The following is a 12,051-nucleotide window of genomic DNA, read 5'->3' as shown; positions in this document are numbered from 1 at the left end:
TCATTACGAGTGATAAGTTCGAGCATATTCCCAGGTAGGTCAACGATAGGGCGAAACGGATACGTGCAGGTCAGGACTACTTAGTAGGGTCTACTTACCTCTAGTTGGACAAGAAACGTTGTGCCCCCCGTTGTGCCCCCCAGCTCCTTGCCGGTGACGGAGACCTCTCGTAAGGTCCACGCCGCCAACAGGACCGGACCACCGCGCACACTCGTAGGACAACCATTGCCGAAGCAAATGCTCAGCAACCCACCCCGTGGCAAGCGTCGAACCACCGCCAATGGCGATACCAGAAAACGCGCAGTTAACGGCAGTATCTCGCACTACAAGGACGAGAAGAAGGGGCTCCACGTTTTCTCGATGGAGCACCCTCAAAAGACGGGTCCTGACGGCAAACGCATGCCCCGACTGCGTGCCAAGAACAAGGATTACAACGCCGGACTCGCTGCCATTCAGGGGAAATTCGACCGAGTCAAGCAGGGCCTTCCCCCGACTGTCAGCAAGATTACGGTTGGCTGGTGGCTCGACTATTGGTACGAGCACATCCTCAAAGTGACCGCGAAGCCGAAGACCCTTGAAGGCTTCGAAATCGCGATCCGCCTGCACATCACGCCGCACATCGGAAACGTGAAACTCGAAGAACTCGGGCCAGACCACGTCCGATATATGCAGGAACAAATCATTGAAGCCACCGGTGTACCGACCGCCAGGAAAGCTCGGAGGGTGCTGAATAGCGCGATCAACGCGGGCGTCGGCGAACGAAAAGAACTGCCTTTCAACCGAGTCGCTAACGTCCCACAACCGAAGGCTCTGCCTTCCACGAAGACGCCGTACACGCCCAGGGAAGCCGCAATGCTTCTGCGCTTCGTTCAGGACAGCGAAGACTTCTACGCGTCGCTGTGGGGCTTCTTCTTGCTCACAGGTGACCGGAAGGGAGAGGCCATCGGGCTGACGTGGGACTGCGTCGACTTCGTCAACGACACGATCGATATGTCCTGGCAGCTCCAGCGATACACCAAGAAGCATGGCTGCGAGCCGCTGGTCATCGCCCCAAACGGCAAGGTTGAGGCGTGGACCTGCGAGCGGGCGTACGGCGCGTACTGCCCGCAGGCCCGCTTCGACTTCCCCGACTGGTACGAGGTCCGGGAGCTGTGGGGTGGACTGGTGCTGTCACGGCCGAAAACGGAAGCGGGTCAGCGTCTCATCCCGATGATTGCGCCGCTTCGTGAATTGCTCGCCAGACAGGCTGAAAGGACGTACGACGAGCCCAATAACGTCCACAATCTCGTCTGGTACAACATTCGACCGCGAAGCATGTTCCGGCCCGTATCTCCGGAGTTCGTGGACGACTTGTGGGCTTCCGTCCATGAGCAAGTCGGGATCCCCAGTCGCAGCTTGCACGAGATCCGTCACACCACGGTGACTTTGCTCATGGCGTTCGGCGTTCCGATCGAAATCATCAAGCAGATTGTCGGGCACTCGACTGTCTTCTCCACCGAGAACTATCTCCACGTCGGAGTCGATCTCGCACGCAAGGAGTTCGCCAAGCTCAACATGCTGCTCAGTATCGACACATCGGAGCCTGAAGTGGTTGTCTCGGCCGCGAGTGGCCGACGCCTGCCACCAGGACTTTCGCCTCAAATACGCGCTATCTCTTGACAATTCAAGTCCGGATAGCGCACGCTGTCAGGGCTGCCGTTCCTCCCGAACGGCAGCCCAACAGCAAACAAGCTGACAAATGAAAACGCCCCTCGCCGGATTGCCGTCCAGCGAGGGGCTAGTTACCGAGAAGATTGGAGCTTCCCGGCATGAACATCATGTCACAGTCCCCCCTGCCGTCCGCTACCCCGTTGTCGTCGATCGACGACCTGGTCCGGCAGATGAACAACGCCGCCGACCAGGGCATGGCCAGCCTCGTCGATGCGTCCGCCAAGAGCATCGCCACCGAGCGCGCCGCCCTGGCCGAGCAGATCGCGAAGCGCCAGATCGAGATGGACAGGATCGCTTCCACCGCCGCCGCTGACGCCGCCAAGCTGGCCGCCGATACCCAGGCGCAGATCATGAAGTCGGACGCGGACTCGGCACGCTGGCAGGCGAAGGCCATCGCCGACGAGCAGCAGATCACCAGCCCGTACGGCAAGGTCGCGCTCATCAAGAAGATTTCCAGCCGCGCCGACTGGGCTCTGTTCGGTGCCATCGGCATCGGAATCGGCCTGGGAGCCCTCAACATTCAGCGCACGATCGCCACCCACGGTGCCGCAGATCCGCTGACCTGGTTCGCGTTCGGCATGGAAGCCATGGTGTCGGTGCCGATCATCATCACCATGGTTGTAGCCACCCTCGGCATGCGCCTCGGCGAGAGCTTCGACCGCAAATGGTTCGCCGTCATCGAGGCCGTCCTGCTCCTCGCTGCGATCGGCCTGAACTCCGCACCCCACCTCATGGCAGGCGACAAGCTCGCCGCCCTCCAGTTCGGTGCCGCACCCGCCCTCATGGCGTTCACCGTGGCCCTGCACGGACTGGTTTCCGCGCTGCTGGCCAAGTGGCTGCGTAAGGCCGCGACCGAGGCCAAGGCCGAGACCGAGCGTCTGCGTGAGGTCGCCCTCCTGAACACCGCCTACGCCGCCGGTTAGCTGCGCCCGGCCGGTAACCCCAGCATCACAACTGAATACCCTGCTGGGGTTTCCGGCCGTCTGGACACTGATCGCAGTCCGGCGCAAGCCGCTACGGTCGACATCGACACGACAGGAGGCCCCGAACAGGATGGCCATCACCTACAAGGTTGGCGACAAAGTCACCTACAGACACGACGCATACGAGCCGGGCAAGAGCCTTGGGGCCGTCTTGCGGTCGGGCACGAAGCTCGAATGGCCGCCGGGCTGGGACCAGGAGCCCCATGGGCCGTCCAGGGACGTTCTCGGAGTCCATTGGACGAAGGGCAACCACATTGGCCGGAAGAAGCCCGTCGACCGGGCCTACATCCTGCCAGTCAGCCACCTCCAGGACGCGAAGCGCAGGATGCAGGCGTTCATCAAGGCGGAGGACGCAAGGTTCGTCGGCGACCCGACCGCTCTGGATCGGATGCCCCCTGGCACGGCCGTGTGGGACTTCATCGGTCTCGTCTGGCAGCGGGTGCACCACGGCTGGCGTTCTTCGGAAACGATGATCGTCAGCAGCGCCTGGCCATCGACGCAACTGCTCGAGATTTCAGGGGCCGTGAAAGTCATTGGCCCATCGCCGTTCTGGCCGAACTGACAGAGGAAGCACGCAATGATCATGTGCAAGCACTGCCCGTTCGAGGGCACCCCGGATCAGGTGGCGAACCACGAGGTGCTGTGTGCCCGGCTTCACGACCCGGACGCGATCGGTCCACGGCGGTCCGCACTCGGGATCAAGCCACTGGGAGACGACCCACCTTCGAGCGTCGATCGGCTGCCCGTTCCGCCTGCCCGGCGGTCCCTGCACGGCTTGCTGCGGTCGGCGAGGAAGCGTCTGCCGGGTTCCTGACCAATTCTGCTCGAGGCCGTGATGGACCGGCCTCGAGCATCGGCTCCCCTCGGAGCGCGCGAAATCCCGTGCTGACTCGCGCCTCGATGCCGACATATCGTGCCAGCCTGGGTTTTGGATTTGATCCTGGCTGGATGTTTGGTCGTGCGTTTCGCCGCGCGCCTGTTTACGCTCGAGCGGTGAGAAACCTTCGGATGGTTGCAGCGTCCTTGACGTTGCTCGCGTTGGCTGGCTGCTCGTCGCCTGATGGCGGTTCGCAGGCTTCACCGACGATTACGACGACGGCCGCGCAGGCGACTACGGCCGCGAGTAAGCCGGGCAGCCGAATCTTCGGGCTGAGCGACAATCAGACGGCGGCGCTGGACTATTTGACGACCCTGGAGGATCGGCACGCCCCCTTTGTCTCTGATGATCGACTTCTCGCGCTGCACCGTGGCGGCGAGATCTGCGTCGATCTCGACAATGGGATGTCCTTCTCCGATCTCGTTGCGTCCTGGAAGCCGGAGCTTCGGGAGGATGGCGCGAAGCTGTATGTCCGCGCGGCTGTCGAGAAGCTGTGTCAGGACAACAGGTCGAAGGTTCCCGCGTAGGGCTGGTGCCGCTACGCTGAGGCTTGCGGGTCGGGTTCCTTTCCCGAGGGTCACAGGCCCGCATTGGCCCCGGCCGCGTGTTGATTCCGCGTGTCGGGGCCTTTCTTATACCCCTAATGTAACGTTTCGGTAACAGATGCGGACCGATCGCGCCCGCCATGGGGGCTTCCTGGGGTGACCTTTCGCACAGCAACGCACTCACTCAATGTGAAACCGGGCTGTCCGATCCATTCCCTGAACTGCATAAATGGGACAAGTAGACTGCTGCACATTTGCGCACAGTGACGTAGGCAGGGTTTTTGCAAAAAAGTTGCGATCGTCACAGTCATGCACATTATGCATAAGTGACCGTGGCTCGCGAGCCGCCTGCGGCCCACCCCTCCCGATTCCGATCACAAACATCTCCGGAAGAGGGGATAAAGTACTCAGGGAGCAGAGAACCCCGGCCGTTGCACCGGTCCGGGGTTCAGCCTCTGCCCATTACGTCCAACCACGAACGAAGAGGAATACACAAGGCATGACCAAAATACAACACCGCCCCAGCTGGGGCAACTGGGCCACGCCCGCCGACCGGCTGCTCGCCTGCTGCCAGTACCTCACGAGCATCGGACTCAGCACCCTGTGCGCCCTGATCATCGCCAGCTGCGAAAACCCTGGAATCGGACTGAGCGCCCTCGGATTATGCCTCGGCGCAAACGAGATTAAGCGGCTGTTCTAACCGGGCAACTAAATCGACAATGGGGGCACCAGGAATTGGTGCCCCCATTGTTCTCTATTGCGCCGACAGATGCTAGCCTTCGAATATGGCAAAGAAGGTAACCGTCGAGTTGATCGACGATACGGACGGCAAGTCGGTCGCCGAAGAAACTGTCACATTCGCCATTGACGGTGTCGACTACGAGATCGACCTGAGTGGCAAGAACGCAGAAAAACTGCGAGCCGCCCTCGCTACGTACGCCGAGCACGGGCGCAAGGTCACCCCGGCCCGCCGCACCCCCGGCCGCAAGAAGCCGACCGCCAGCGCCAGCCGCCCCAGCGACCGCGAAGAAAGCACCGCGATCCGGGAATGGGCGCGGGCACAGGGTCATCAGGTTTCGTCACGTGGCCGCATCCCCGTCGAGATCGTCGAGGAGTACCGGGGCCAGGCTGCCAGCTGAAGCTCGCCGACGCACCCCTTCGGTGGTGTAGGCTGACGCGGTTCCCTTTTGGGGGACGTGCTTCCCGTGGGGCCGGACTGGTATTCCGGCCCCACACCCATCTAGATGGCCACGTGCGCCTTGACCGCGCGGGCGAGGATGCCGACGCCTTGCGTGGACGGGTGGATGTTGTCGTTGCAGACCAGGGCCGCGTCTACCGCGTACGTGGCGGTGGTACGCATCGGCATGTCCGTGTCGATGACACCGGCGATACCACCCGGCAGCGTACCGAGCCAGTTGTTGACGTTCCCTCGAATCGTCTCCAAGCTAGCGGAGACGCCCTGCCAGTTGCGGGGCATCACGTTGGCCACGTAGATGGGTTTGCCCGCGCCGATGATCGTTTGCGCATTCGCGATGACAGACAGGATGTCGGCTTGGATCTGAGCCAGCGTTCGGTTGTTGTTGATGTCGTTCGACCCGAGACCGACGATCGCGCCCGCCCAAGTGCTCTGCGAGGTGTCTAGCCGTGTCCAGCAACCGAACGACGAAGACGCCCACTGTTGAGCGGAAGTCGTTGCGAGCGCATGGTTTTGGATCAAAAGTGGACTGATGGATTCCCACTGCCGAAGGTACGAAGCCTTGAACAGTGGAGCTGCGGCCGGGGCGGTCGCCTTATCGCCAGTGACGCCTTCCATGATCGAGTCGCCGATGGCCAGCCATGCCGGACGGCGGGACACCGACTCGTACTCGATGACGATGTCCAGTGGCACATACTGTTGCGCCGTGGTCGCGGCGGAACCGGCGATCGTCGGGTCTACACCCGAGGTGGCGTTGCTCCAATACCAGCATCGGCCGGAACCGAGCTGGTGAGTGACAGAGCTGGCGGCCGTCCACCCGATACCGATGATGTGCTCGGTGCCAGCGTCGAACTGGTCACCCGACGCGGTAACCCATGCGGACGTGTACCAACTACCATCGCCAGGGATCGTGAAGTCCGAACTGACAATCGTGGTGGCCGTGTTGCCAACGAAGTTGCCAGTCTCCGGGGTGGCCGTAGACGTCGAACGAGCGTGGTCACCGTGGATGATCTTCTTACCGGTGAGCGCCGTCTTCGCGGTGGCCGCGAACACGTCATAGTTCCTGATCTTGATACGCCAGCGCGTAGACGCAACCGGGAGCTTCACAATCATGCGAGTAGATGCAGCGGCGGTAGCGACAGTCAGACCGAAGCCACCGATACCGCCATTCGAGTACGAAAGAATCCGCGTGGAAGCAGTACCGAGAACCGCGTCTTGAGCCTCAGAGGCGGACACAGCGCCCGTAGCCGAACGGGCGGCAGCAGTCGTACCGGCGGTCAAGACCGCCCGACCGATCGAGGTCGAGTCCGAGATGTCGGTGGATGGGTGGGTGTGAGCCGAGGGCGCGAACGTCGAGGGCTTGCTACTGAGTGTGGACCAGTCGCTCGGGAACGTTGAGGGCTTGCCGGTGATCCCGGTCCAGTCCGCAGGGAACGTGGACGGCTTGCCAGAGATAGTGGACCAGTCGCCGGGGAAAGTTGTTGGCTTGCCGGAGATTTCGCTCCAATTGCTCGCGCCGGACGCCCCGGTGTCACCCTTCGGACCCTGCGGCCCCTGGATTCCCTGGATTCCCTGCGGTCCGGCGCTTCCGTCGGCTCCGGCGGGTCCAGTCGCCCCGGCCGGGCCAGTCGCTCCGGCGGGGCCAGTCGCCCCAGTAGCCCCCGTGTTCCCCTGAATTCCCTGCGGCCCCTGCGGACCCTGCGCTCCCTGGACCGGGGTTCCCGCTGATTCAGCGGGCCATGCGCCCGAAGTGCGCCGGTACAGTTTCCCGCCAGCGAGCCACACTGAACCGTCCGGTGCCGACGATGGAAGGTCCGCGTAAGCCGTTACCTGCCCGTCGATTTCAAGACCGTCGCCCTGCGGTCCGGCGGGTCCGGTCGGCCCCTGGACGCCCTGGATGCCTTGCGGGCCAGTGGGTCCGGTCGGGCCTTGGATTCCCTGCGGGCCTTGCGCGCCGGTCGGTCCGGCCGGGCCGGGCGATGGGATCAGGATGCTTCCGGTCGGCTGGGTGTAGTTGCCGATTTGCGGCGTGTCTGGGCCGGAGCCAATCAGATCAGTCATGGTCAGCCCCCAATTGGCTTCTGCCGGGCGACGATTCCGAGCGCCAGCGTCTTGTCCGTCACCGGAGTGGTGGTCGTGTTCTGGTACATCAGGACGTATGGAGTGCGGTCCGCCATCGCGTCCGTCGTCTCGGATTCGACCTTGATGGATGCACGGGAACCGGAAATGGTGTACGCCCAGGTGGTTCCGCCGGTCCAGCTGTTACCGGGGCCGTCCTTGAACCGGTAGAACAAGTGCGCGCCGGTCGGGAAGGTCTGCGCGGGATTGTCTGCCCCGTCAGGCTTCCAGTCGTAATACCATTCGTAATCGTCGCCGATGATGAGGATCAGGTCCTCTTCCTTGGCGCTGCGTCCAGCCATAGCGGACCCCTATTCAGTTAGATATTCAGTTAGAACGCGGTCTTGATTCGCACGTCATTCCATGAGCCGGAGCCCTGTTTGACGCGCACGCCCGCGTACGTTTGCCCGGCGGCGGGAACATGGCCATTCATGTCGGCCATGACCACGATTTCGCCGCCGATCTCAATCCATGCCGCTTCGCCGTTGCAGCACAACGCGACTAGCGTTCCGCTGGGGATTGAGACAGCTGCGGAGTTGTAGTCGATCATGGTCGGGTTGTCCAGGCCGCCGGTAAAGTGCGAGAGGACGACGGCGTTGTTGAAGACGTTGCCCGCCAACCCTTCTGATCCGTCCGATTTCACGCGAGCGACGAGTGTGCAGTTCGTGGACGACGGTGCATTGTTTCCGCCGACGACGGCTTCGACCCTGTGCGCGCCGTGCGTAACTCCGGTGTCGCGGATCGCCGCCGCCGAGCCGCTGCCTGTCGACGCGTAGCTGTTGTTGACGATTCCGGCGTCGGTGCCGATCTGCGTCCAGCCGTTGCCGACCGAACCGTTGGCCCGATTAAAGTTGTCGTAGAACGCTTCTCGTGTCCAGCCGATCTTCGTTTGCAGGTTGGATCGATTGTCGAACAGCCTGAAATTCTTGATGTACGCCGGGTTAGTCGTCTGATTGAGCAAGCTCAAAGCGCGACGGTTAGGGCCAGCAGCATACTGATTAGGCAGCCAGTACTGAAATCGAAACTCTCCGTTGATGTACACCCGAACAAGGTGGTCCTCATCAATGAGGAGCTTGACTGTGTACCACGAGTTGTTTTGCAGGTCGCCGTAGGTCCCGGTGGATGCCAGCGACTCAATCTCCGCAGCAGAGTGGTACACAATCACGCGGATAGAATTGAGCTGGCCACCGAATGCATCTCGCCAGATGGAGACCATCGGGACTTCGATAAGGTCGCTAAACCCGACCTTAGCCCACGAGCTAGACAGGGCCATCGCAAAAATCTGCGTCTGGATAACGTTACCGTCGATGCGCAGATCAAACTCGATACCCCAGTCTGGAGTTAGACACATCTTTTCGTAGCTGACCCCGCCTACCTGAAACGGGGTCTCCAACCCGTCCGCGATCACGAGCACGTTGCTCTGAAGAGAGACAGTGCGATTCGAATTAGTCCGCTTCCACGGAGGGAGAATGGCGGGCTCATCGGCACGGTCGTAATAACCATCCAAATCGTGCCAACCGGCCCAGGCCCACGGGAGATTACGGCGGAGTAGGAACATCGTGTTCCACCAGGCCACTGATCGTGGCGTCGGCGAAGTCGGCGAGCGTGGCACGCATCTGCTGAAGCACCATCCGGTTGCCACGCAGGCCACGGAAGTCTGAGGCATCCAAGAGTGGACGCAGGGAATCCGGGTCGTGGTTGAACCGGTTGATCGCGGCGTCGAACAGCGGGATTGCCTGCTCGGCCGTGGCCAGGTCGAACAAGCCGTCCAGGCTTTCGACATCAAACGCCTTCGCCCACAGCGGGATCTGCTCAGGCTCGAGGCGGACCTCTTCCAAGCCCTTGCCGCCACCGAAGCGGGTTTCGAAAAACTTCATTCCATGACTCCGAACAAGAGAATTTGAAGGACAGTGGGCGGCGTCGTACCCGTCACGGAAGTGACGTTGATGTACAGGCGCTCGCGGGAATTCATGAAGAAATTCAGATTGGCCCAGTTCGCTCGGGTCGTCCCAGCCGACAACGTGTAGGTGCCGAGGACGCTGCTCGTCGTGCCGAGGGCATCCCACTTGCGCAGCTCGAATGTCATCCCATTCGGCTGCTCCAGCATCGCCAGATGCATATCGGTGACCTTGCGCGTCATGCCGCCCGGCACGTTCTGGCACAAGCCGATCAACAGTTCATTGACGCCGAGTAGCACTTCCGCACTCGCGCAAACAAATTCGGATTCCCAATACGAAGCTCGGGCGGAGGCGCTAGCGGCTGTAGATTCCGCTGCGGCAGCAGTATTCGCGGCGAGTGAGGACTGCGCAACCGCTTCATCCGCCGCGCCTTGTGCTGATACCGCGATCGTGTAGTTGGTCGCGATCTTCTCGTTGTATTCGGTGTGGTGGGAGTCCTGGGCGTTGCCGTAGGACACCCTCACACCGCCGGACATCTGGTTCTTCGCGGACTGCTCGGTGATGTCCTGACCGAAGCGTGAACCGACAACATATGCGCCATCTACTGGCGGCTGACCGGGCATAGTCATCGGCTAGCCCCTACCTATTCAGTTCTATTCAGTTGTAAGTCAGAGGATTACGGCGATGCGGGTACCGGCGTGTAGGTGTACGTCATGTACTGCCAGCCACCATTGAGATCCACGACGTCGAGCACCGTGTGGTCCGTATCGGTCGGCGACACTGGATCGGCCTGCAACGAGACGACCAAGTTGCCGACCTCGCTGCGCTTGTTGATATCGATCACCACGTGGAACTCGAACTTCAGCGAATCTGCGTTGCCGACCTGGCGCACCTTGTCGATTCGCACAAAACCGGGGATCGGAGCGCGGAAGTTGTAGACATCGCCGACCAGGGTCATTGCGCGCAGCTCGACAGGCAGGTAGGCGGGCAGGCCCGGCGGCACCACAGGTGGCATCAGGTACTTCTCCACATACATGTAGGCGTACTGGCCGCCGCGAATGAAGATCTTGCCCAACTCGATCCAGCCCGGAACCTCCAGTGGTGCATCCACATTCGGATGCAGGCTAACCAGGTAGATTTCATCCAGGTTGGTGTCGTCGTAGCGGACGTACAGTTCGACAATGCCCATGTCGGAAATCTGGCGCATCTCGTCGACTTCGACGTAGCCAGGGACGTAGATCTGCATGCCAGCGTTGCCGCGATAGACGGCAGTCTTGATAGCCATAGGTCTCTCTTAGAGATCGTCCGCAATGTCTTGCGGCACAGGCGGAACCGGCCCCGGCACCAGCTTCAACAGCTTGCGTGCGTAGTCGACGAGGAGTCGGTACTTGCGGTTGGATGCGCGCAGCTCGTCTTCGAGGTGCGCTACCCGGTCGCGAAGTTCACGAAGCTCGTCACGGAGCGGTTGCAGGACGGAATTAAAGTCAGCGCGCTGGCTTTCCAGCGACGGCACCCGCGACCCGAAATAGCCGATCAGGGCGACCGCGATAGCCGAGAAAACAGTGGCGACGGTCGCCAAGATCGCGGGCAGCATCAGTTACCGGTCCTTCGGTCCGAACGAGACGTTGCTAGCAGCAACAGACACAGCACCGACGCCCAGGACCGCCTCCGCGACAGTCAGGATCGGGTCCACATAGTCGCCGGTGATCACATGCAAGGCAGCCAGCAACGGCAGCGCGGCGAGGACAATTCGGTAAATGTACGACCGGATTTCCGGAGTGAACGTGAGCATGGCTCTCCTCTATTCAGTTGTGCGGCAGCCGGATTAGGCAGCCTTGCGGGTCTTCGGGTCGTAGAAGCCGGGGACGCCCAGCTTCTCGCCGATCGCGGCCAGAGCGTCCACGACGGTGCGGTTGCCGAGCTGCGGCCAGCCAGGGAAGTCAGCGCCTCGCGAGGTGCCGAGACCGCCGAGCTGATCGATGGTCTGGGCGGCGTGCAGATCGGTGTACTTCTGCATGTCCTCGCGGGATACGCGGTCGCCGGTGAGGTTCACTACCTGAGTGCCCCAGCCGTCACAAGTTCCAGCCATAATGGTGTTCCCATCTTCAGTTGTAGTTGGCCGCCGGTCGATGAATGCCTGCACATCGCGGCGGAAGTCGCCCATGTCGATTCCGGCGGGGTCGATCTTGCCCTCGGAGCTGTACTCACGGTGGGCGGCGCAGTCGTCGGCGTTACGGCCGATACGGCGCAGGATCGCGGCCACGCCACGCTTGTAGGCGTCGATCTGCACGTCGGTCCAGTCGGAGCCGTCGCCGCGCGAAACGGCCTCGATGCCGATGGTGTGGTAGTTGGCATTGTTGGTCGGCCAGTCCGACCAGGAGCCACGCCCGGCGTGCCAGCAGACGCCAGCAGCGATCACGCGGAAGGTGCCGTCACGTTCCAAAACGAGCTGCGCGAGAGGGCCTTCCAAGTCCGGGCGGCCGTACTGCACGATCTTCCAGTCGCTGGTGCCGCCCCCGGCGGTGTGGTGACAGATGACGCCACGCAGGTCACCGAAGTCGCCATGACCTCGATCGCGCCAACCCTCATGCTCGATTACGTTCAATCCCTCGGCACGCAGCACATCGGCAAGCCAAATCGGATCGCTCATGGCAAACCCCATCGCTATTAAGTTGTATTTCAACGTCGCTCCAGAATCGGCGACGGATCTATCTACGATTGTCAA

15 protein-coding genes are annotated in these 12,051 nt (G+C 61.8%); 6 read left to right on the top strand and 9 right to left on the bottom strand.

Annotated features, from left to right (window positions below):
- Positions 1-225 precede the first annotated feature (225 nt).
- The 6 genes from ACFRAQ_RS35210 (at position 226) to ACFRAQ_RS35185 (ending at position 5,254) form a co-directional block, all read left to right on the top strand.
- Positions 226-1,659: a tyrosine-type recombinase/integrase gene (locus ACFRAQ_RS35210; protein WP_379107387.1), complete on the top strand. Its 1,434-nt coding sequence runs from the start codon at positions 226-228 to the stop codon at positions 1,657-1,659.
- 149 nt (positions 1,660-1,808) lie between these two features.
- Entirely contained in the window at positions 1,809-2,633 is an 825-nt protein-coding gene (locus tag ACFRAQ_RS35205; RefSeq protein ID WP_379107386.1) for a hypothetical protein, read from the top strand.
- A 130-nt stretch (positions 2,634-2,763) separates the two neighbouring features.
- The gene (locus tag ACFRAQ_RS35200) at positions 2,764-3,255 is read left to right on the top strand and encodes a hypothetical protein (protein WP_379107385.1); all 492 of its coding nucleotides are present in this window, start codon (positions 2,764-2,766) and stop codon (positions 3,253-3,255) included.
- A 461-nt stretch (positions 3,256-3,716) separates the two neighbouring features.
- A complete protein-coding gene (locus ACFRAQ_RS35195) occupies positions 3,717-4,097 on the top strand; it encodes a DUF732 domain-containing protein (protein ID WP_379107384.1) in 381 nt (126 codons plus the stop codon).
- Between the two features lie 517 nt (positions 4,098-4,614).
- Positions 4,615-4,815 carry a hypothetical protein gene (locus tag ACFRAQ_RS35190; protein ID WP_379107383.1) on the top strand — a complete coding sequence of 67 codons (201 nt, stop codon included), beginning with the start codon at positions 4,615-4,617 and terminating at the stop codon, positions 4,813-4,815.
- Positions 4,816-4,900: 85 nt separating this feature from the next.
- Entirely contained in the window at positions 4,901-5,254 is a 354-nt protein-coding gene (locus ACFRAQ_RS35185; protein WP_379107382.1) for an Lsr2 family protein, read from the top strand.
- A gap of 101 nt (positions 5,255-5,355) precedes the next feature.
- On the opposite strand, the gene ACFRAQ_RS35180 is transcribed toward ACFRAQ_RS35185, so the two are convergent.
- From ACFRAQ_RS35180 to ACFRAQ_RS35140, 9 genes are all read right to left on the bottom strand, one after another.
- Positions 5,356-6,423, bottom strand: a complete 1,068-nt coding sequence (locus ACFRAQ_RS35180; RefSeq protein WP_379107381.1) for an SGNH/GDSL hydrolase family protein — start codon at positions 6,421-6,423, stop codon at positions 5,356-5,358.
- A gap of 950 nt (positions 6,424-7,373) precedes the next feature.
- Complete coding sequence (locus tag ACFRAQ_RS35175) at positions 7,374-7,730, bottom strand: hypothetical protein (protein ID WP_379107380.1); 357 nt, start codon at positions 7,728-7,730, stop codon at positions 7,374-7,376.
- 29 nt (positions 7,731-7,759) lie between these two features.
- Positions 7,760-8,836 carry a hypothetical protein gene (locus tag ACFRAQ_RS35170; RefSeq protein WP_379107379.1) on the bottom strand — a complete coding sequence of 359 codons (1,077 nt, stop codon included), beginning with the start codon at positions 8,834-8,836 and terminating at the stop codon, positions 7,760-7,762.
- Positions 8,837-8,966: 130 nt separating this feature from the next.
- Entirely contained in the window at positions 8,967-9,305 is a 339-nt protein-coding gene (locus ACFRAQ_RS35165) for a hypothetical protein (protein ID WP_379107378.1), read from the bottom strand.
- On the bottom strand, positions 9,302-9,955 hold the full coding sequence (locus ACFRAQ_RS35160; RefSeq protein ID WP_379107377.1) for a hypothetical protein: 654 nt from the start codon (positions 9,953-9,955) through the stop codon (positions 9,302-9,304). Before ACFRAQ_RS35160 ends, ACFRAQ_RS35165 begins: the two co-directional genes overlap by 4 nt.
- 47 nt (positions 9,956-10,002) lie before the next feature.
- Positions 10,003-10,611, bottom strand: coding sequence for a hypothetical protein (locus ACFRAQ_RS35155; RefSeq protein ID WP_379107376.1), 609 nt, complete (start codon positions 10,609-10,611; stop codon positions 10,003-10,005).
- A gap of 9 nt (positions 10,612-10,620) precedes the next feature.
- Complete coding sequence (locus ACFRAQ_RS35150; RefSeq protein ID WP_379107375.1) at positions 10,621-10,920, bottom strand: hypothetical protein; 300 nt, start codon at positions 10,918-10,920, stop codon at positions 10,621-10,623.
- 3 nt (positions 10,921-10,923) lie between these two features.
- The gene (locus ACFRAQ_RS35145; RefSeq protein WP_379107373.1) at positions 10,924-11,118 is read right to left on the bottom strand and encodes a hypothetical protein; all 195 of its coding nucleotides are present in this window, start codon (positions 11,116-11,118) and stop codon (positions 10,924-10,926) included.
- Between the two features lie 33 nt (positions 11,119-11,151).
- The gene (locus ACFRAQ_RS35140) at positions 11,152-11,988 is read right to left on the bottom strand and encodes an N-acetylmuramoyl-L-alanine amidase (RefSeq protein ID WP_379107372.1); all 837 of its coding nucleotides are present in this window, start codon (positions 11,986-11,988) and stop codon (positions 11,152-11,154) included.
- Positions 11,989-12,051 lie beyond the last annotated feature (63 nt).

It is taken from the genome of Nocardia sp. NPDC056611 (assembly GCF_042792755.1).
Classification (GTDB): Bacteria; Actinomycetota; Actinomycetes; order Mycobacteriales; family Mycobacteriaceae; genus Nocardia.
The sequence above is the reverse complement of the archived record's forward strand: the minus strand, read 5'-3'. Positions and strand labels throughout refer to the sequence as shown.

Excerpts from the sequence above, each read along its gene's own strand:
- ACFRAQ_RS35205 (WP_379107386.1), top strand. The coding sequence starts at position 1,809 with ATGAACATCATGTCACAGTCCCCCCTGCCGTCCGCTACCCCGTTGTCG.
- ACFRAQ_RS35200 (WP_379107385.1), top strand. The coding sequence starts at position 2,764 with ATGGCCATCACCTACAAGGTTGGCGACAAAGTCACCTACAGACACGAC.
- ACFRAQ_RS35190 (WP_379107383.1), top strand. The coding sequence starts at position 4,615 with ATGACCAAAATACAACACCGCCCCAGCTGGGGCAACTGGGCCACGCCC.
- ACFRAQ_RS35185 (WP_379107382.1), top strand. The coding sequence starts at position 4,901 with ATGGCAAAGAAGGTAACCGTCGAGTTGATCGACGATACGGACGGCAAG.
- ACFRAQ_RS35180 (WP_379107381.1), bottom strand. The coding sequence starts at position 6,423 with ATGATTGTGAAGCTCCCGGTTGCGTCTACGCGCTGGCGTATCAAGATC.
- ACFRAQ_RS35175 (WP_379107380.1), bottom strand. The coding sequence starts at position 7,730 with ATGGCTGGACGCAGCGCCAAGGAAGAGGACCTGATCCTCATCATCGGC.
- ACFRAQ_RS35165 (WP_379107378.1), bottom strand. The coding sequence starts at position 9,305 with ATGAAGTTTTTCGAAACCCGCTTCGGTGGCGGCAAGGGCTTGGAAGAG.
- ACFRAQ_RS35160 (WP_379107377.1), bottom strand. The coding sequence starts at position 9,955 with ATGACTATGCCCGGTCAGCCGCCAGTAGATGGCGCATATGTTGTCGGT.
- ACFRAQ_RS35155 (WP_379107376.1), bottom strand. The coding sequence starts at position 10,611 with ATGGCTATCAAGACTGCCGTCTATCGCGGCAACGCTGGCATGCAGATC.
- ACFRAQ_RS35150 (WP_379107375.1), bottom strand. The coding sequence starts at position 10,920 with ATGCTGCCCGCGATCTTGGCGACCGTCGCCACTGTTTTCTCGGCTATC.
- ACFRAQ_RS35145 (WP_379107373.1), bottom strand. The coding sequence starts at position 11,118 with ATGCTCACGTTCACTCCGGAAATCCGGTCGTACATTTACCGAATTGTC.
- ACFRAQ_RS35140 (WP_379107372.1), bottom strand. The coding sequence starts at position 11,988 with ATGGGGTTTGCCATGAGCGATCCGATTTGGCTTGCCGATGTGCTGCGT.